Raw genomic sequence first — 19,060 nt, 5'->3', positions numbered from 1 at the left:
TAGCTAGAGATGTTACAACCTAGAAAGACAAAGTTTAGAAAACAGCAGAAGGGTCGCATGAAGGGTAATTCCGGACGCGGTAATCAGCTAGCGTATGGTACGTTTGGTATCAAATCATTAGATTCAGAATTTATTAATTCTCGTCAAATTGAGGCTGCGCGTATTGCTGCGACTCGCTACATGAAGAGAGAAGGTTCTTTATGGATCAAAATATTTCCGGATAAGCCTATAACTAAGAAGCCTTTAGAGGTTCGTATGGGTAAAGGAAAAGGTGCGGTAGAATATTGGGCTGCTGTAGTTAAGCCAGGTAGAATTTTATTTGAAATTTCAGGTGTTCCACTTGAAACAGCAAAGGAGGCTCTAAGGTTAGCGGCGCAAAAGTTACCAGTTAAAACAAAATTTATAGTCGCTCGCGATTTTCAAGAACAATAAGTAGTTATGAAACAATCAGAGGTAAAAGGTTATTCTGCTGCTGAACTTAGTGATAAGTTAGCAGAATCACAGAAGGTTTATGCAGATCTTACGAGAACGCATATAGTGTCCCCACTAGATAATCCTTCTCAAATTAAGGATTTGCGTAGAACTATCGCTCGACTTAAAACGGCTATAAATAATCAGTAGACGAACATTATGGAAACTAGAAATTTAAGAAAAGAACGTATTGGTGTTGTAAGAAGTAACAAGATGGATAAAAGTATCGTTGTTGCGGAAGTTAAGAAGAGAAAACACCCTATGTATGGAAAGTTCGTTTTAAAGACTAAGAAATACGTTGCTCATGATGAAAAAAATGAGTGTAATGAAGGTGATACGGTGCGTATCATGGAGACTCGACCTCTTAGTAAATCTAAGAATTGGAGATTAGTAGAAATTATAGAAAGAGCTAAGTAATGTTACAACAGGAATCAAGACTTAAGGTGGCTGATAATACGGGAGCAAAAGAAGTGCTTTGTATTAGGGTGTTAGGTGGTACTAAAAGAAGGTATGCGTCAGTAGGAGATAAAATTGTTGTTTCTGTTAAAGAAGCTACACCTAATGGTAATATCAAAAAAGGTGCTGTTTCTACCGCAGTAGTAGTAAGAACTAAAAAAGAGGTGCGTCGACCAGATGGATCTTATATACGATTTGACGATAATGCTTGTGTGTTATTGAATCCTAACTCGGAAATGAGAGGTACTCGTGTATTTGGGCCGGTTGCGAGAGAATTGCGTGATAAGCAATTTATGAAAATAGTTTCATTAGCTCCAGAAGTATTATAATTTACAATCATGGTAAAGGTAAAAATTAAAACAGGAGATAAAGTACGTGTACTTGCTGGAGAACATAAAGGTTCTGAAGGTGTTATTACTCGTATTTTTAAAGACAAAAATAAAGCCATCGTGGAAGGTGTGAATATGGTCTCAAAGCATGAGAAGCCAAGCGCTACCAATCCACAGGGTGGGATTAAAGAAATTGAAGCTCCAATGCAGATTTCTAATTTGTCATTGATTGACAATAATGGTAAAACAACTCGTGTTGGTTATCGTATGGAAGGTGATAAGAAGGTTCGATTTGCTAAAACAACAAACGATTTAATTTAGTCATGGCATATATTCCTAGACTCAAGACAGAATATAAGGAGCGCGTTGCTGCTTCTTTAAAAGAGGAATTCGGTTACAATAATGTAATGGAGATTCCTAAGTTGCAAAAGATAGTATTAAGCCGTGGTGTTGGTGCTGCAGTTGCCGATAAAAAATTGATTGATTATGCTCTTGATGAGTTGACAACAATTACTGGTCAAAAAGCTGTTGCTACGCTTTCTAAGAAAGATGTTGCTTCCTTTAAGTTACGTAAAGGTATGCCTATAGGTGTTAAGGTGACGTTGAGGGGTGAGCGTATGTACGAATTTCTAGATCGTTTAGTTACGGTTGCATTACCGCGTGTTAGAGATTTTCAAGGTATCAAAGCTAGTGGTTTTGATGGTAGAGGAAATTATAATTTAGGAATTACTGAGCAAATCATCTTTCCAGAAATAAATATAGATAAGGTTAATAAAATCTCTGGTATGGATATTACATTCGTTACTAGTGCGCAAACTGATAAAGAGGCAAAGTCTCTTCTTGGTGAGCTTGGTTTACCTTTCAAAAAGGATTAATACAATGGCAAAAGAATCAATGAAAGCGCGTGAGCGCAAACGTGAGGCACTAATTGCAAAGTACGCTGACAAGCGCAAAGCTTTAAAGGAAGCTGGAGATTATGAAGCTCTTCAGAAGTTGCCTAAAAATGCTTCTCCTGTAAGACAACACAATAGATGTAAGCTTACTGGTAGGCCAAAAGGTTATATGAGACAGTTCGGTATTTCCCGTGTTCTTTTTAGAGAGATGGCAAATCAAGGTTTAATCCCAGGAGTTAAAAAAGCTAGTTGGTAATTAGCTTAAATATAGCATTATGAATACAGATCCAATCGCAGATTATTTAACTAGAATTAGAAATGCAGTACGTGCTAATCACCGTGTTGTTGATGTGCCTGCTTCTAAGTTAAAAAAGGAAATTACTAAGATTTTATTTGATCAAGGTTATATTCTAAGTTATAAGTTTGAAGAGCATGCAGCTCAGGATAACATTAAGATAGCTTTGAAATATGATAGAGAAACTAAGGAATCAGTTATAAAGGATATCCAAAGGTTAAGTAAGCCTGGTTTACGTAAATATGCTGGTGCAGGTGAGTTACCTAGAATTCTTAATGGCTTAGGTGTTGCCATTGTTTCAACTAGTAAAGGTGTAATGACAGATAAACAAGCCCGTACAGAGAATGTAGGTGGTGAGGTTCTTTGTTACGTATATTAAATAATTAGATATGTCTAGAATAGGAAATAATCCCGTAGCAATTCCAGCTGGTGTTACCGTAAAGGTCGACAACGGAGTTATAAATGTAGAAGGTAAGTTAGGTAAGCTTACTCAGGTTTACTCGGATGTTGCCATTAAGGTAGAAGGAGATGAAGTTTTAGTAACTCGTCCTTCTGATTCCAAAGATCATAAAGCTAAGCATGGATTATATAGGTCTTTAGTTTTTAATATGATTGCTGGTGTTTCTGAAGGTTGGTCTAAAGAACTTGAACTCGTCGGTGTTGGTTATAGAGCATCTAATCAAGGACAGGTCTTGGATTTAGCTTTAGGTTATTCACACAATATTGTGTTGGATATAGCTAAGGAAGTAACGGTAGAAACAATTTCTGAGAAAGGTAAGAACCCGAAGATTAAATTATCTTCTTTTGACAAGCAGTTAGTTGGTCAAGTAGCAGCAAAAATAAGATCTTTCAGAAAACCTGAGCCTTATAAAGGAAAAGGTGTTAAATTTGTGGGTGAACAATTAAGAAGAAAAGCTGGTAAATCAGCATAATAGATAAGTATATTATGGCATTTTCAAAGTCTGAAAGAAGAAATAAAATCCGCAGAAGAATTCGTAAGAATATTTCGGGAACAGCTGAGCGTCCTCGTTTATCGGTGTACCGTAGTAATAAAGAGATTTATGCTCAAGTTATCAATGACGTAGATGGAGTAACTATAGCGTCAGCTTCATCAAGAGATTTAAAGTCAAATGGCGAAAAAATTTCTATAGCAAATGAGGTTGGAAAGGCTGTAGCAGAGAAGGCTAAAGCTGCTGGTGTTGAAACGGTATCGTTTGATCGTGGAGGTTATCTTTATCACGGTCGCGTATTGTCTTTGGCTAATGGGGCTAGAGAAGCTGGTCTTAAATTTTAATTACAAACATTACAGTAATGTACCAAAAATATAAAAACGTAGAATTAGTAAAACCTAGTGGGCTTGATCTTAAGGATCGTTTAGTGGGTGTTCAACGTGTTACTAAGGTAACAAAAGGTGGACGTGCTTTTGGATTTTCAGCGATTGTCGTTGTTGGTGATGAAAGTGGAGTAGTAGGTCATGGTTTAGGTAAGTCTAAAGAGGTTTCTGAGGCTATTTCTAAGGCTGTTGAGGATGCTAAGAAAAACTTGGTAAGAATTCCTCTCGTTAAAGGTTCAATACCACATGAGCAAAAGGGTAAATTTGGTGGAGCAAGAGTTTTATTAATTCCTGCTGCAACAGGTACTGGAGTAATTGCCGGTGGTGCTATTCGTGCAGTTCTTGAGGCTGTGGGTGTACATGATGTTCTCTCTAAGAATCAAGGTTCTTCAAATCCTCACAATGTTGTAAAAGCTACCTTCGATGCTCTGTTGCAATTGCGTAATGCTCATACAGTGGCGAAACAAAGAGGTGTTTCTTTAGATAAAGTATTTAACGGTTAATCATACGATAATGGCAAAGTTAAAAATAAAAAAAGTGCGTAGCGCAATTAAAAGACCGTTAAGACAAAAACGTACTCTGGAAGCGTTGGGTTTACGTAAAATGAATCAGGTTGTAGAGCATGATGATACTCCTGTTATTCAGGGAATGATTGCTAAAGTTGAACATTTAGTCTCTGTTGAGAAGGCTTAAAAAGAAAATAAATGAGTTTAAATAATCTTAAACCTGCTGCAGGTTCAGTTAAAAAATCTGCCAAGATCATTGGTCGTGGTCAGGGTTCTGGTAAAGGTGGTACAGCTACACGTGGTCACAAAGGGGCTAAATCTCGTTCTGGTTATTCTAAGAAAATCGGTTTTGAGGGTGGTCAGATGCCTTTACAAAGACGTGTTCCTAAGTTTGGTTTTACAAATATCAATCGTAAAGAGTATGCAGGTGTCAATATAGATGTTTTGCAAGCTTATGTAGATGAAGGACGTTTGAGTGATGTAATTACTATTGAGAATTTAATAGAGGAGCGTCTTGTCGATAAAAATGATTTAGTTAAGATATTAGGTCGTGGTGAATTGAAAGCTACTATTAACATAAGTGCTCATAAGTTTACTGCAACTGCAAAGGCTGCCATTGAAAAAGCTGGTGGTCAAGCACAAATCTTATAATCTTAATCGATGAAATTTATAGAAACATTAAAAAATATTTGGAAAATTGATGAGCTGAAAGATCGTATTATTATGACTTTCAGTTTGCTTCTTGTTTACCGTTTTGGTGCACAAGTAGTTCTTCCAGGAATAGATTCAAGTAAACTAGCTAGTTTCTCTGAAAATTTCGAGGGTGGTGGTATTGGTTTCGTCCTTAACGCTTTTACCGGTGGTGCTTTTTCAAATGCGTCAGTGTTTGCTTTAGGTATAATGCCGTATATATCGGCTAGTATTGTTGTGCAGCTTATGGGGATTGCGATTCCTTATTTACAGAAGCTACAAAAAGAAGGTGCTAGTGGTCAAAAGAAGATTAATCAAATTACTAGATGGTTAACTATTGGTATTTGTTTAATTCAGGCTCCAAGTTATCTTTTAAGTCTTGGTACCTTAGGTGTTCCTAGTGATGCTTATTTGATGCCAGATAATATGAATCTTTTTCTTGTTAGTAGTACTATTATTCTTGTTACTGGTTGCGTTTTTGCGATGTGGTTAGGAGAAAAAATTACTGACAAGGGTATTGGAAATGGTATATCGCTGTTAATTATGGTTGGTATTATAGCTACATTACCTCAGGCGTTCGTACAAGAATTTGCTGCGAGAGTCACGGGTACTGGTGGTGTGATGTTAGTTTTGGTTGAGTTATTAGTTTGGTTTGTTGTAATTTTGTTATGTATTATGCTTGTAATGGCTGTTCGTAAAATTCCTGTACAATACGCAAGAAGAGCTGCATCAGGTGGTTATGAAAAAAATGAACAAGGATCTAGACAGTTTATCCCTTTAAAGTTAAATGCATCTGGAGTAATGCCTATTATATTCGCTCAAGCAATTATGTTTGTTCCAGCAGCTTTAGGTCAGCTAGATACTTCTTGGGCTACAACAGTTCAAACTGCTTTCGGTGATATTTTTGGTTTTTGGTATAATTTAGTTTTTGCACTATTAATTATAATATTTACTTATTTTTACACCGCAATAACTGTGCCTACTAATAAGATGGCCGATGATTTAAAAAGAAATGGTGGTTTTATTGCAGGAATTAGACCTGGAACAGAAACTGCGGATTATTTAGATAAAATTATGTCGCAAATTACTTTGCCTGGATCCATTTTCCTTGCTTTAGTAGCTATATTTCCAGCTTTTGTTTCTCTTATGGGAGTAACACAGCAATGGGCATTATTTTATGGAGGTACATCATTATTAATTATGGTAGGAGTAGCGATAGATACTATGCAACAAATAAATTCATACTTGTTAAATCGTCATTATGATGGCTTAATTAAAACAGGTAAAAATAGAAAAGCAGTAGCGTAATGGCAAAACAGTCGGCAATAGAACAAGACGGTTCCATTATAGAGGCATTGTCTAACGCAATGTTTAGGGTAGAATTAGAAAACGGGCACGTAGTAACGGCACACATATCTGGAAAGATGCGTATGCATTACATTAAGTTGCTTCCAGGAGATAAAGTAAAATTAGAAATGAGTCCTTACGATTTAACGAAAGCAAGGATCACTTATAGGTACTAATATGAAAGTAAGAGCATCGATTAAAAAGAGAAGTGCTGATTGTAAAATTGTACGCCGTAAAGGTCGTCTTTATGTAATCAACAAAAAGAATCCAAAATTTAAACAAAGACAAGGTTAAGCTATGGCTAGAATTGCAGGGGTAGATATACCTAAAAATAAACGTGGAGAAGTCTCATTGACTTACATATACGGTATCGGACGTAATCGTGCAAAACAAGTTCTTATCGATACGGGTGTTGGCTTAGATAAAAAGGTGACAGATTGGAATGATGATGAAATTGGTAAGATTCGTGCAGCCATAGGTGAATTCACTATAGAAGGTGAATTAAGATCTGAGACACAGCTTAATATTAAGCGTCTAATGGATATTGGTTGCTATCGTGGTATTCGCCACAGATCTGGGCTTCCACTTAGAGGTCAAAGAACTAAGAACAACTCACGTACTCGTAAAGGTAAACGTAAGACTGTTGCTAACAAGAAAAAGGCAACTAAATAATAAGTATTGATATGGCAAAGTCTAAAACAGTATCAAAAAAGCGTAAAGTAATTGTTGAATCAGTTGGTGAAGTTCATATTTCATCTTCTTTCAATAACATATTGGTTTCTTTGACAAATAAAAAAGGAGAAGTTATTTCATGGTCATCTGCAGGTAAGATGGGTTTCCGTGGTTCTAAGAAAAACACTCCTTATGCAGCTCAATTGGCTGCTGAAGATGCATCCAAAGTTGCACATGAAGCTGGTCTTCGTAAGGTAAAGGCTTACGTTAAAGGTCCAGGTAATGGTCGTGAAAGTGCTATTCGTAGTATTCACAATTCAGGAATAGAAGTAACTGAAATTATTGACGTTACTCCATTACCACACAATGGTTGTCGTCCACCTAAACGTCGTAGAGTTTAATTAATTATTAATAACGAATGGTTATGTGGCTGTCGAAGGATATTGACCTGAATTCACAGTACATCATTCAATAAATTTTGTAAAATGGCAAGATATAGAGGTCCTAAGGCAAAAATTGCACGTCGATTCAGAGAACCAATTTTTGGCCCTAGTAAAGCTTTGGAGAAGAAAAATTATCCTCCAGGTATGCACGGTAATGCAAGACGCCGTGGAAAAGAATCAGAGTATGCGGTTCAGCTTAAAGAAAAACAGAAAGCTAAGTATACTTATGGAGTGCTAGAGAAGCAATTCCGTTTAATGTTTGAAAAGGCTGTTCGTAGTACTGGTATTACTGGTGAGGTATTACTTCAGTTATGTGAGTCACGTTTAGATAATGTGGTTTACAGAATGGGTGTTGCAAAAACTCGTCGTGGAGCACGTCAGTTAGTTTCACACAGACATATTACTGTTAATGGAGAGTTAGTTAATATCCCTTCTTATCAATTGAAGCCTGGTGATGTTGTCGCTGTTCGTGAAAAATCAAAATCTTTAAGTGCTATTGATCAGTCCTTATCCAGTAATGAACATGTTTATGATTTTATTACATTCAATAAATCAAGCATGTCTGGAACTTTCGTTAGTGTACCTGAAAGAATGCAAATTCCTGAAAACATTAAAGAACAGTTGATTGTTGAATTGTACTCTAAATAATAATTAATCCACAAAGTAATCTTATGGCAATATTAAATTTCCAAAAGCCGGATAAAGTAATCATGATTGATTCTACTGATTTTGAAGGTAAATTCGAATTCAGACCTTTAGAGCCAGGATATGGTCTTACTGTGGGAAATGCTCTTCGTAGAGTATTACTTTCATCACTTGAAGGGTTTGCTATTACTTCTATACGTATAGAAGGTGTGGATCACGAATTCTCAACAATCGAAGGAGTAGTTGAAGATGTTACTGAAATCATTTTAAATTTCAAGCAGATTAGATTCAGACGTCAGATTGATGAAGTTGATAGTGAGGTTGTAAATGTTTCTTTCTCAGGAAAGGATACCTTTACCGCTGGAGATATGCAGAAGTATATTTCAGGTTTTCAGGTTTTGAATCCTGAAATGGTTATCTGTAATACAGAATCATCTGTTAGTCTTAATTTAGAATTAACTATTGAGAAGGGTAGAGGATATGTTCCAGCTGAAGAGAATAAGAATCCTAACGCAGCTATTGGTACAATAGCTATTGATTCTATCTTTACTCCTATAAAGAATGTCAAATATAGTATTGAAAACTATCGTGTAGAACAAAAAACTGATTATGAAAAACTAGTTTTTGAAATATCTACTGATGGTAGTATACACCCAAAGCAGGCTTTAACTGAGGCTGCTAAAACACTTATCCATCACTTCATGTTGTTCTCTGATGAGCGAATCACTCTTGAAGCTGATGAGATTGCACAAACAGAGACTTATGATGAAGAAAGCCTTCACATGAGACAATTGCTTAAGACTAAACTTGTAGATATGGAACTTTCTGTACGTGCATTAAATTGTCTTAAAGCTGCTGAAGTTGAAACACTAGGTGATTTAGTTTCTTACAATAAGAATGATTTGATGAAATTCAGAAACTTCGGTAAGAAATCTTTAACTGAGCTTGAAGAACTTGTGAACGTTAAAGGACTTAACTTCGGTATGGATTTATCAAAATATAAACTTGACCGTGACTAGTTTAGGCTAGTTAAAGAAACAAAATAAGATGAGACACGGAAAGAAATTTAATCATTTAGGTAGAAAGACAGCACACCGTAAGGCAATGCTGGCAAATATGGCTTGTTCATTAATTGAACACAAGCGTATTAATACTACTGTAGCAAAGGCTAAAGCTGTAAAGCAGTTTGTAGAGCCGTTAATTACTAAATCTAAAGAAGATACAACTCATAATCGTCGTTTAGTATTTGCTAAGCTTAGAAGTAAAGAAGCTGTAACTGAATTATTCAGAGACGTTTCTTCTAAGGTAGCTGATCGTCCAGGTGGATATACTCGTATTATTAAGTTGGGTAATCGTTTAGGAGATAATGCTGATATGGCAATGATTGAGCTTGTAGATTTTAATGAAATTTACAGCCCTAACGAAGGTAAGAAGAAAAATACTAGACGTAGTCGTCGAAGTAAATCTTCTACTGCTGCCCCAGTTGAAACTTCAACAGACAATACTAATGAAGAAGAGTAATATCTTTGATAATATGTAGATAAAAGGATCAATGCTTTCGCATTGGTCCTTTTTTTTTAAATTATTTTTGAAAAACAATTTCTATTATGAGTTATTTGAATAAAAAAGACGCTGTTATACTTTTAGCAGATGGTACAATATTCCATGGTAAAGCAATTGGTGAAGGTGGTACTGCTACTGGAGAGATTTGTTTTAATACTGGTATGTCTGGCTATCAAGAAGTTTTTACTGATCCATCATATACTGGTCAGATTATGGTGACAACTAATGCGCATATCGGTAACTATGGCGTTACTAATGATGATGCTGAATCTAATTCTGTTAAAATAGCAGGTTTGATATGTAAGAATTTTTCTGAAGAGTTTTCAAGGCCTGCTGCTCAATCAGATTTATTTAAATATTTAGAGGAAAAGAAGCTTGTAATACTATCTGATGTTGATACAAGAGCTTTGGTTCGTTATATTAGAGATCATGGTGCACAAAATGCCATTATCTCTACTGATGTGGATGATTTAGAGGCTTTAAAATCTAAATTAAATAATGTTCCTTCCATGAAAGGGTTGGAGCTAGCTTCAAAAGTATCTTGTAAAGAGCCTTACTTTTATGGTGATAAAAATTCAAGATTTAAGGTTGCAGCACTTGATCTAGGAATAAAAAGTAATATCCTTCGCAATTTAGCATCGAGAGATGTTTATATAAAAGTGTTTCCATACAATTCTTCTTATGAAGAGATGGCTGCATTTAATCCAGATGGTTATTTTATATCTAATGGTCCTGGTGATCCGGAACCTTTAGTTAAGGCTATAGAAACTGCAAAACAAATTATAGAATCTAATAATCCACTGTTTGGAATTTGTCTGGGTCATCAAGTGATTGCACTCGCGATGGGTGTGTCTACTTATAAAATGCATAACGGTCATAGAGGAATCAATCACCCAATTAAAAATTTAATTACAGGAAAAGGCGAGATCACATCTCAAAATCATGGTTTTGCCATTAATAAGTCTCAAGCAATTGCAAATAGCGACATTGAGATAACACACCTGCATTTAAATGACGATACTGTTGCAGGTATACAAATTAAAAATAAACCTTGTTTCTCCGTTCAATATCATCCAGAAGCTGGTCCAGGCCCTAATGATGCAACGTATTTATTTGACCAATTCATTGATTTAATTAAAACAACTAAAAAACATATAGCATGAGCACAATAATTGACGTACACGCAAGACAAATTTTTGATTCAAGAGGAAACCCTACGGTAGAGGTTGATGTAATTACTTCTAACGGTATTATGGGAAGAGCTGCGGTACCTTCAGGTGCTTCTACGGGTGAGCATGAGGCTGTAGAATTAAGAGATGGCGGTAAATCTTATATGGGTAAAGGTGTTGGTAATGCTGTAAATAACGTAAACACAGTAATTTCGCTTGAATTAATGGGTACTTCTGTTTTTGATCAACAGCATATTGATCAATTAATGATTGACCTTGATGGTACGCCTAACAAAGCAAAACTTGGTGCAAATGCCATATTAGGAGTATCTCTCGCATGTGCTAAAGCTGCTGCAGCTGAATTAAATCAGCCTTTATATAAATATATTGGTGGTATGAGTGCATGTACATTGCCTGTGCCTATGATGAATATTATCAATGGTGGTTCTCATAGTGATGCACCGATAGCTTTTCAAGAATTTATGGTAATGCCAGTAGAGGCTGAGAGTTTTAGCCATGCTCTACAAATGGGAACTGAGATATTTCATCACTTGAAAAAAGTTTTACATGAAAGAGGTCTAAGTACAGCGGTAGGTGATGAAGGTGGATTTGCTCCAACTTTAGATGGAACTGAAGATGCTTTAGATACTATTATTAAAGCTATTGATAATGCCGGTTACACTGCAGGTAAAGATGTTATGATTGCATTAGATTGTGCTGCTGCAGAATTTTTTGTCGATGGTAAATATGATTATACAAAATTTGAAGGAGATAAAGGTGTTATAAGGTCTAGTAAAGAGCAGGCAGAATATCTTGCTTCTCTGGCTACAAAATACCCAATTATTTCTATAGAAGATGGAATGGATGAAAACGATTGGGAAGGCTGGAAAATCCTTACAGATCTTGCAGGCGATAAAGTTCAACTAGTTGGTGACGATTTATTTGTTACTAATGTAGAGCGACTTTCTAGAGGAATTAAAGAAGGAATTGCTAATTCTATTCTTATTAAAGTGAATCAAATAGGAACGCTTACTGAAACTATCGCTGCAGTGACAATGGCTCATAAAGCTGGCTACACATCGGTAATGTCTCACCGTAGTGGAGAAACTGAAGATAATACTATTGCTGATTTAGCGGTAGCATTGTCCACTGGTCAGATTAAAACAGGTAGCGCCTCTCGTTCTGATCGCATGGCAAAATACAATCAGTTATTGCGTATAGAGGAAGAACTACAGGAAAGTGCATATTATCCTGCACGTAACGCTTTTTAGTTATAGACTGAATACTAGTTCGCTTTCGCGAAAGCCAATATTTTAAAGCCACTTATTATAAGTGGCTTTTTTACATCGATGAAATGCAATAAAAACCCGTTAAAATTCATTTTAATCGTCTAAATGTTGTTTTTGTTGTTTTGGTGTTGCATACTTGTGCTTCCCAAAAACGATTAAACATGAAAAAAATAGTACTTATTCTTGTATTTCTTTCTGTATCATTGTCTTATAGTCAAGGCGTGATATGGGGAAACTTTTCTAAAGACGGATTACCGTCTTTAACAGATGCTCAAAGGCCGATAAAACCTGCTAGTTATGATTTATACCATATCAATCCAGATGCGTTAGTTTTAAAATTGGAAGGCGCTGTAGATCGATTTTCAGGTGGCGCTTCAATCGCAGTAGATTTTCCGATAGGTAATGACCAATTCGAAACATTTAATGTATATGATGCTGGAGCGATGGAATCACAGTTAATGACTGATTTTCCTGATATCCATTCATACTACGGTTACTCTAGTACATCATTAAATAAAATATATTTTACGATAACGCCTCAAGGATTTAGAGGTGTAATTACGGGAGAAAGTATTCTATATATGGATCCTTTTTCTAAAGTGACGCCAGATGATATCATGGTGTACAACCGTCGTGACTTAGTGCGAACGGATTTAAGTTTTGAATGTCATACTGATGAATTAGTTAATAATGCTAATATGCCAGAAATAAGTGAATTTCAAACAAAGGCCTTTAGAGACTTGACTTTTAAAACTTATCAAATTGCAATTGCTACAACATCAGAGTATACTTCGTATCACGATGATGGTAATGCGGCCAATGGAGATGCTAGGGCAGATGCTCTTGCGGCTATTATAGTTACTCTAGCACGTGTTAATAGTGTTTATGAGCAAGAAATGTCAATTAGATTTACACTAGTTGCAAATAATGATAGGTTGATTTATTTCAATGATCAAAACAATCAAGGTTTTGCAGATCCTTATGATAATTATAGTGGTTCTCAGATGTTAGGGACAAATACTAGTAACATCAATAATAGGATCGGGACTGCTAGTTATGACATAGGTCATGTCTTTTCTACCGGTGGAGGTGGAATTGCAGGTCAAAGTCCTTGTGCAAGTACTAAAGGACAAGGAGTTACTGGAATTGTGACACCAGAGTTTGATCCTTTTGATATCGATTATGTATGTCATGAAATAGGTCACCAGTTTAGTGCAGCACACACTTTCTATAACGGTTGTTTTGGTGGTTCACCATCGTCTTCACCATATGAATCTGGTAGCGCTAGTACTATCATGGGATATGCTGGTATATGTGCGCCTAATGTTCAAGAGAATAGTGATGCTTATTTTCATTTAATTAGTCTATTTCAGATGCAAGGTAATTCTGATGGGGACACGTGTGATACTGAAATTGATTTGACGTTAAACGGTAATCTTACAGCTCCAGCAGCGGTAAATGATGGGCCTAAAACTATTCCTAAATCGACACCGTTTAAATTGACAGCTAGCTCATCAACAACTCCAGACACTGGAGAAATTTATACTTATAATTGGGAACAATTGGATACAGGTACGGCAGCAAATACTGGTGCAACACAGCCTCCATTGCCTACTAACTCAACTGGTCCTATGTTTAGGTCTAAGTTTGCGACGACTAGTCCTACTAGATATTTTCCTAATCTTGATGACTTGGTAAATGGTGTAAATCCAACTTGGGAAACTTTACCTAGTGTTGAGAGAGATATGAGATTCTTTTGTACGATTAGAGATAATAACCCTAATGGTGGACAAACTGATTTTGCTGGTCTTACTATAACTGTAGGAGCAAATGGACCGGTAGAGGTTAATGCGCCTAGTGGAGGCGAGACATGGTATGAAGGTGAAAGTAGAACGATATTATGGGATGTAAATGGTACTAATTCTTCAACTTATGCAACACAAGTTAAATTATCTCTTTCTTTAGATGGTGGATATACGTACCCAATAGTTCTTGTTAACAGTACTCCAAATGATGGAAGTCATACACTTAATTTACCTATTGGAATTAAAACGAGTCAAGCTCGTGTAATGGTAGAAGCAGTTGGTAACTACTTCTTCAATATTTCAGAGAACGATTTTGAAATTAAAGAAGGTACATTTGAATTATCAGCTCCATCGGTTGATATTTCTACATGTCAGCCTTCGGACGCAAGTTTTAGTTTTAATTATAATGCAGCACCTGGATTTAATGAAGTAGTGACATTTAGTGCTTTACAATTACCATCTGGACTTACAGCGTCTTTTAGTCCTTCTTCTGCATCAATCTCTACAGCGGTAAATGTAGTAGTAACAGGAACAGATCAAGTATACGCAGATTTATACAACTTTAGAGTAGTTGCGACTGCAAACTCTGCTACCATTGATGAAGAGTTTAACTTAAAAGTATTTGATAATGGTGTAGGCGAGGTTGTAATCCTATCTCCATTAAATGGTGCTGGTAATCAGGTCGCAAATCCTGTATTAGAATGGCAAGACTTACCTAGTGCTTCAAGCTACTTAGTAGAGGTTTCATCAACGTCTGATTTCTCTTCAATTATAGAAAGTTCAACTGTTATTAATGAGACATCATTACAGACTACATCACTTAATCCTTCTCAAATATATTATTGGAGGATAACACCTTCAAATGGTTGTGCTACCGGATCAATAGCATCAATAGCTGCATTCCAGACAGCTCAAGATGTCTGTAATGTCTATGATAATGAATACTTTGAAAACAATGATAATATCTGGGAGACAGATGTTAACGCAGTAAGTGCACGTGTAAATGTTCCCGACGATATTGAGATTACTAATTTAAGCTTTTACATGCGTGCAGATCATAATGATACTGGACATATTAAAATGCAGTTAAGCTCACCGTCAGGCCGTTTTTCAGAGGTATATAATAGAGAATGTGCTGCCGGTAGAGATTTTGATTTGATTGTTAGTGATCAAGGTACTGCAGCTTTTGCTTGTAATCCTGGTTATACAGGTGCTTTAACCGGGAATTTAAGACCTGGACAGGCTTTTTCAAGATTTAACGGACTAAGTGCTCAAGGAGAATGGGTTTTGTTGGCAACAGATAGAACTTCTGGTACAGGTGGTACTTTTAATGAATTCAGTGTTACTGTTTGTGGGAGACTGCAATATGTAAATGATATCGATAATAATAGAAACAATCTATTGACTACGGCATATGGAGCAACTTCAATAATCGACCAGACTCTACTTAGAACTCAACAAGCAGGTACGACTAACGCAAATATGATTTACGTAGTTATGCGATTACCTAAACAAGGTGGTCTAGAATTAAGTAGTGTTGCTCTTAATTTAGGAGATACTTTTACACAATCAGATCTTAATAATGATAGAATAGTCTATAATCATGATTCAACTGAAATGGTGCTTACAGATAGCTTTGACTTTACTGTGTTAGGTAATGCTAATACATTAATGAATGCTCAAACGTTTAATATAGCTATTGAAGAGCCTACTTTAATTTATGATAATGGATGGACACCTTTTGCACCTAACGCAGATACCGGCTCTCTAAACGCCCAAGTAATAAATGGCTTAGCTATTATTGGTACGGATTCTCAAATTAATAATTTTCAAGTTATAGGGAATGCAAATAGTTTATTCCTTAATAATAGCCTCACTGTCTTAGGTGATATTTCAACTGATGGATATATAGGTGCAACTGATGGGCAGCTTATTTTTTCAGGTTCTGGTGCACAGTCTATATCAGGTGATGGAATTATCGACATAGGTCAAGTAACGATGACAGGTTCAAATACAATATCAATAACTGCAGTAATGAATATACATGATGTATTTACGCCTGCTAGTACTACTATAAATACTAATGGGAACATCGTTTTCCGTAGTGATGTCAATAGAACTGCTCAATTAGATGATGCCAGTAGTGCTACTATTAATGGAGTTGTACAGGTAGAGCGATATATTCCTGCAAAAAGAGCTTTTAGGTTAGTAGCTTCTTCTGTTAATTCAACTAATTCAATTTATGAAAACTGGCAAGAAAATGGATCAGCGATAGCTGGATTAGGTACACATATAACAGGATCACTTACTGGTGCAAATGGATTTGATATGACAGCATCAGGTAATCCATCTATGTTTACTTATGATGCCGTAAATTCTGTTTGGGCATCTCAAGCCAACACAGATGTAGATAAGTTACAAGTAGGTACTGCATATCGTTTAATGGTAAGAGGAGATAGGACGGTTGATATTACTCAAAATGCTCCTGCAGCTACCAATACAACACTAAGAGCAAAAGGTGATTTGCATCTAGGTGACTTTAATAGTTCACTAGCTACCAGTAATGGAGATTTTATAATGATAGCAAATCCATACCAAGCAAATGTTGACTTTAAAACTGTTCTTAATGATGTATCAACTTCTGGTGTTAATGTGAATTTTGCATACTATTGGGATCCTAATTTAAACACAAGAGGAGCATACGCTACTATTGACATGAGTACACTTAACGGTGATCCTATACCTTTTGCTAGTAATGCAAATAAGTATTTACAACCTGGACAGTCTATTTTTATTCAAGCGACTGGTGCAGCAAATATTACTTTTAAAGAATCTCATAAAAAAGTGAGTGAAGATTTAAATAATATTTTCAATCAGCCACAAAACAATTCAAGTGTTCTTATAAGTCTGGTGAATCGCAGTACCCAAACTATTGTTGACCAAACTGTAAGAAGAATAAATAGTGCAAATAATCCTCAAATAGATCAAAGCGATGCTGTAAAGTTTTATAATCAAGATGAAACTCTTGCGATAGTCAATAATGGAAATCTATTGAGTATTGATAAAAATATAATGCCCGTTGTAGGAGATCATATGACCTTACTAACTGATCGATTTAGAGCAACTCAGTACACCATGCAAGTGTTAATCGACGGATTAGTAGGAGTAAAACCAGTACTAATAGATCACTACACCACAAACCGTACAGATCTTGTAGAAGGTGCTAACTCTATTGATTTTGATGTTTTGCCAGGTGATGCAGCAAGTAATGATATCAACAGATTTGAAATCGTTTTTGAAAATGTTACATTAAGTAGTAACGATATAAATCTACAGGCTGACCTTAGATTATTTCCTAATCCAGTTAGTAGCGGTCAGTTTACTATTCAAAGCGATTTATTAAATGGTAAAGAAGTTCAGGTAAGTTTATATAATACACTTGGGCAATTGATACACGATCAAGAGGCTACATTTAATAACAGCCTTACCATTAAACCTCAATCAAATTTAAGTAGTGGAATGTATTTAGTTAAAGTCTCAACTTTAGATGAGAGCGCTACTCTGCAAATCATTGTAAAATAATGTTTGAATAAGTTTTTGGGAACTATCAGACAGTTGAAACGGCGATCATTATTGGTCGTCGTTTTGTTTTGTGATTGTAATTACGCTTTCGCGAAAGCGTATTGAAATCATCCCACTAACAAATAAATATCTGCCAAATCATAGTTAATTGTCGAAATCGATATAGAAAAGTAAAATATTTTCTTAAATCTGTTAAATATCTAGTCTCGATTAACGACAACTTAACGGTCTATGTATTATTTTTGAAGGAGTTAAATCCAAAATATAATAATGTCAGAAAAAGCTATCTTAGAAATCGATGGGAATAAATATGAATTCCCAATAATCACTGGAACAGAAAATGAAAAAGCCATAGATATTAAGGCTTTAAGAGGTGCAACAGGTGGTATTACCACAATAGATCCTGGATATAAGAACACAGGAAGTTGTGAGAGTGCTATAACTTTTCTTAATGGAGAAGAAGGTATTCTTAGATACCGTGGGTATTCCATTGAAGAACTAGCTGATAAAGCAGATTTCTTAGAAGTAGCATATCTATTGATTTTTGGACAATTGCCTACACAAGAGCAATTAGATAAATTTCATACAGACATAAAGGCAAATTCTCATGTTGATGAGGACGTAAAGAAAATTCTAGATGGTTTTCCTAAGTCTGCTCATCCTATGGGTGTGCTTTCTTCACTTACAAGTGCGTTAATAGCATTTAACCCTACATCTGTGAATGTAGATAGTGAAGAAGATATGTATAATGCGATTGTTAAGATTATGGGTAAATTCCCTGTTCTTGTGGCATGGGCATTAAGAAAACGTACTGGACAACCGCTTGATTATGGCGATGATAGTTTGGGTTATGTAGATAACATTCTTAAAATGATGTTTAAGAAACCTAATTCTGAGTATGTTGTTGATCCTATCGTTTCTCAAGCGTTAGATAAATTATTAATCCTTCATGCAGACCATGAGCAAAACTGTTCTACAAGTACAGTGCGTATCGTTGGTTCTTCACATGCAGGACTTTTTGCAAGTTTAAGTGCTGGAATTAACGCCTTATGGGGTCCACTTCATGGAGGAGCAAATCAGGCAGTTCTTGAGATGCTAGAAGGAATTAAAGAAGATGGTGGTGATACTAAAAAGTACATGGCCAAAGCAAAAGATAAAAATGATCCATTCCGTTTAATGGGATTCGGACACAGAGTATATAAGAATTTTGATCCGCGAGCAAAAATTATAAAAGTTGCTGCAGATGAGGTTCTTAATTCATTAGGTGTAGATGACCCTATATTAGATATCGCAAAAGGTCTAGAAAAAGAAGCTCTAGAAGATCCTTACTTTGTAGATCGTAAGCTGTACCCTAACGTTGACTTCTATTCTGGGATTATCTATCGTGCTATGGGTATTCCTGTAGAAATGTTTACAGTGATGTTTGCATTAGGTCGCTTACCAGGTTGGATTGCGCAATGGAAAGAAATGCGTGAAAATAAAGAGCCTATCGGTCGTCCACGTCAGGTGTATACGGGTGAGAACTCTAGATCATTTAAAGAAGTATCTGAAAGATAATATCTTAAATCATAA

General features: G+C 35.9%; 25 protein-coding genes. All 25 read left to right on the top strand.

Features of this window, described 5'->3' with window-relative positions; genetic code table 11:
• Positions 1-9: 9 nt before the first annotated feature.
• The 25 genes from rplP (at position 10) to R1T42_RS08255 (ending at position 19,045) form a co-directional block, all read left to right on the top strand.
• Complete coding sequence (gene rplP / locus R1T42_RS08375; protein WP_006795806.1) at positions 10-432, top strand: 50S ribosomal protein L16; 423 nt, start codon at positions 10-12, stop codon at positions 430-432.
• Positions 433-438: 6 nt separating this feature from the next.
• A complete protein-coding gene (gene rpmC / locus R1T42_RS08370; RefSeq protein WP_036580326.1) occupies positions 439-621 on the top strand; it encodes a 50S ribosomal protein L29 in 183 nt (60 codons plus the stop codon).
• A gap of 9 nt (positions 622-630) precedes the next feature.
• A complete protein-coding gene (gene rpsQ / locus R1T42_RS08365) occupies positions 631-888 on the top strand; it encodes a 30S ribosomal protein S17 (RefSeq protein WP_036580329.1) in 258 nt (85 codons plus the stop codon).
• Positions 888-1,256, top strand: coding sequence for a 50S ribosomal protein L14 (gene rplN / locus R1T42_RS08360; protein ID WP_006795805.1), 369 nt, complete (start codon positions 888-890; stop codon positions 1,254-1,256). Before rpsQ ends, rplN begins: the two co-directional genes overlap by 1 nt.
• Before the next feature lie 9 nt (positions 1,257-1,265).
• Entirely contained in the window at positions 1,266-1,577 is a 312-nt protein-coding gene (rplX, locus tag R1T42_RS08355) for a 50S ribosomal protein L24 (protein WP_036580331.1), read from the top strand.
• A 2-nt stretch (positions 1,578-1,579) separates the two neighbouring features.
• On the top strand, positions 1,580-2,131 hold the full coding sequence (gene rplE / locus R1T42_RS08350; RefSeq protein WP_006795803.1) for a 50S ribosomal protein L5: 552 nt from the start codon (positions 1,580-1,582) through the stop codon (positions 2,129-2,131).
• Positions 2,132-2,135: 4 nt separating this feature from the next.
• On the top strand, positions 2,136-2,405 hold the full coding sequence (gene rpsN, locus R1T42_RS08345; RefSeq protein WP_036580333.1) for a 30S ribosomal protein S14: 270 nt from the start codon (positions 2,136-2,138) through the stop codon (positions 2,403-2,405).
• 19 nt (positions 2,406-2,424) lie between these two features.
• Positions 2,425-2,823, top strand: coding sequence for a 30S ribosomal protein S8 (gene rpsH / locus R1T42_RS08340; protein ID WP_042288581.1), 399 nt, complete (start codon positions 2,425-2,427; stop codon positions 2,821-2,823).
• 10 nt (positions 2,824-2,833) lie between these two features.
• Entirely contained in the window at positions 2,834-3,376 is a 543-nt protein-coding gene (rplF, locus tag R1T42_RS08335; protein WP_036580339.1) for a 50S ribosomal protein L6, read from the top strand.
• 14 nt (positions 3,377-3,390) lie between these two features.
• Positions 3,391-3,738 carry a 50S ribosomal protein L18 gene (gene rplR / locus R1T42_RS08330; RefSeq protein WP_036580341.1) on the top strand — a complete coding sequence of 116 codons (348 nt, stop codon included), beginning with the start codon at positions 3,391-3,393 and terminating at the stop codon, positions 3,736-3,738.
• Between the two features lie 17 nt (positions 3,739-3,755).
• Positions 3,756-4,280: a 30S ribosomal protein S5 gene (gene rpsE / locus R1T42_RS08325; protein WP_006795799.1), complete on the top strand. Its 525-nt coding sequence runs from the start codon at positions 3,756-3,758 to the stop codon at positions 4,278-4,280.
• Positions 4,281-4,290: 10 nt separating this feature from the next.
• Positions 4,291-4,470 (top strand): 50S ribosomal protein L30, encoded by a 180-nt coding sequence (rpmD, locus tag R1T42_RS08320; protein WP_036580343.1) that lies wholly within the window; start codon positions 4,291-4,293, stop codon positions 4,468-4,470.
• Positions 4,471-4,481: 11 nt separating this feature from the next.
• Entirely contained in the window at positions 4,482-4,934 is a 453-nt protein-coding gene (gene rplO, locus R1T42_RS08315) for a 50S ribosomal protein L15 (protein ID WP_317290013.1), read from the top strand.
• Positions 4,935-4,943: 9 nt separating this feature from the next.
• Positions 4,944-6,281: a preprotein translocase subunit SecY gene (gene secY / locus R1T42_RS08310; RefSeq protein WP_036580349.1), complete on the top strand. Its 1,338-nt coding sequence runs from the start codon at positions 4,944-4,946 to the stop codon at positions 6,279-6,281.
• On the top strand, positions 6,281-6,496 hold the full coding sequence (infA, locus tag R1T42_RS08305; RefSeq protein WP_015361146.1) for a translation initiation factor IF-1: 216 nt from the start codon (positions 6,281-6,283) through the stop codon (positions 6,494-6,496). The genes secY and infA overlap by 1 nt, the downstream gene beginning before the upstream one ends.
• A 1-nt stretch (position 6,497) precedes the next feature.
• Positions 6,498-6,614 (top strand): type B 50S ribosomal protein L36, encoded by a 117-nt coding sequence (gene ykgO, locus R1T42_RS08300; RefSeq protein ID WP_015361145.1) that lies wholly within the window; start codon positions 6,498-6,500, stop codon positions 6,612-6,614.
• A 3-nt stretch (positions 6,615-6,617) separates the two neighbouring features.
• Complete coding sequence (gene rpsM / locus R1T42_RS08295) at positions 6,618-6,992, top strand: 30S ribosomal protein S13 (RefSeq protein ID WP_036580355.1); 375 nt, start codon at positions 6,618-6,620, stop codon at positions 6,990-6,992.
• Positions 6,993-7,003: 11 nt separating this feature from the next.
• Positions 7,004-7,393, top strand: coding sequence for a 30S ribosomal protein S11 (gene rpsK / locus R1T42_RS08290; protein ID WP_036580357.1), 390 nt, complete (start codon positions 7,004-7,006; stop codon positions 7,391-7,393).
• A gap of 84 nt (positions 7,394-7,477) precedes the next feature.
• Positions 7,478-8,083, top strand: coding sequence for a 30S ribosomal protein S4 (gene rpsD, locus R1T42_RS08285; protein ID WP_042247937.1), 606 nt, complete (start codon positions 7,478-7,480; stop codon positions 8,081-8,083).
• A gap of 23 nt (positions 8,084-8,106) precedes the next feature.
• The gene (locus tag R1T42_RS08280) at positions 8,107-9,099 is read left to right on the top strand and encodes a DNA-directed RNA polymerase subunit alpha (protein ID WP_006795793.1); all 993 of its coding nucleotides are present in this window, start codon (positions 8,107-8,109) and stop codon (positions 9,097-9,099) included.
• A gap of 28 nt (positions 9,100-9,127) precedes the next feature.
• A complete protein-coding gene (rplQ, locus tag R1T42_RS08275; RefSeq protein ID WP_036580362.1) occupies positions 9,128-9,601 on the top strand; it encodes a 50S ribosomal protein L17 in 474 nt (157 codons plus the stop codon).
• Between the two features lie 86 nt (positions 9,602-9,687).
• A complete protein-coding gene (gene carA, locus R1T42_RS08270; RefSeq protein ID WP_317290012.1) occupies positions 9,688-10,806 on the top strand; it encodes a glutamine-hydrolyzing carbamoyl-phosphate synthase small subunit in 1,119 nt (372 codons plus the stop codon).
• Positions 10,803-12,083, top strand: coding sequence for a phosphopyruvate hydratase (gene eno / locus R1T42_RS08265; RefSeq protein ID WP_036580366.1), 1,281 nt, complete (start codon positions 10,803-10,805; stop codon positions 12,081-12,083). Before carA ends, eno begins: the two co-directional genes overlap by 4 nt.
• Positions 12,084-12,262: 179 nt before the next feature.
• Complete coding sequence (locus R1T42_RS08260; protein WP_317290011.1) at positions 12,263-17,488, top strand: reprolysin-like metallopeptidase; 5,226 nt, start codon at positions 12,263-12,265, stop codon at positions 17,486-17,488.
• Positions 17,489-17,758: 270 nt separating this feature from the next.
• Positions 17,759-19,045 carry a citrate synthase gene (locus R1T42_RS08255; protein ID WP_036580371.1) on the top strand — a complete coding sequence of 429 codons (1,287 nt, stop codon included), beginning with the start codon at positions 17,759-17,761 and terminating at the stop codon, positions 19,043-19,045.
• The last annotated feature ends 15 nt before the right edge of the window (positions 19,046-19,060 follow it).

It is taken from the genome of Nonlabens ulvanivorans (assembly GCF_032922765.1).
Lineage (GTDB): Bacteria > Bacteroidota > Bacteroidia > Flavobacteriales > Flavobacteriaceae > Nonlabens > Nonlabens ulvanivorans.
Note: the sequence above shows the minus strand (reverse complement) of the source record. Positions and strands in the feature narration are given on the sequence as shown.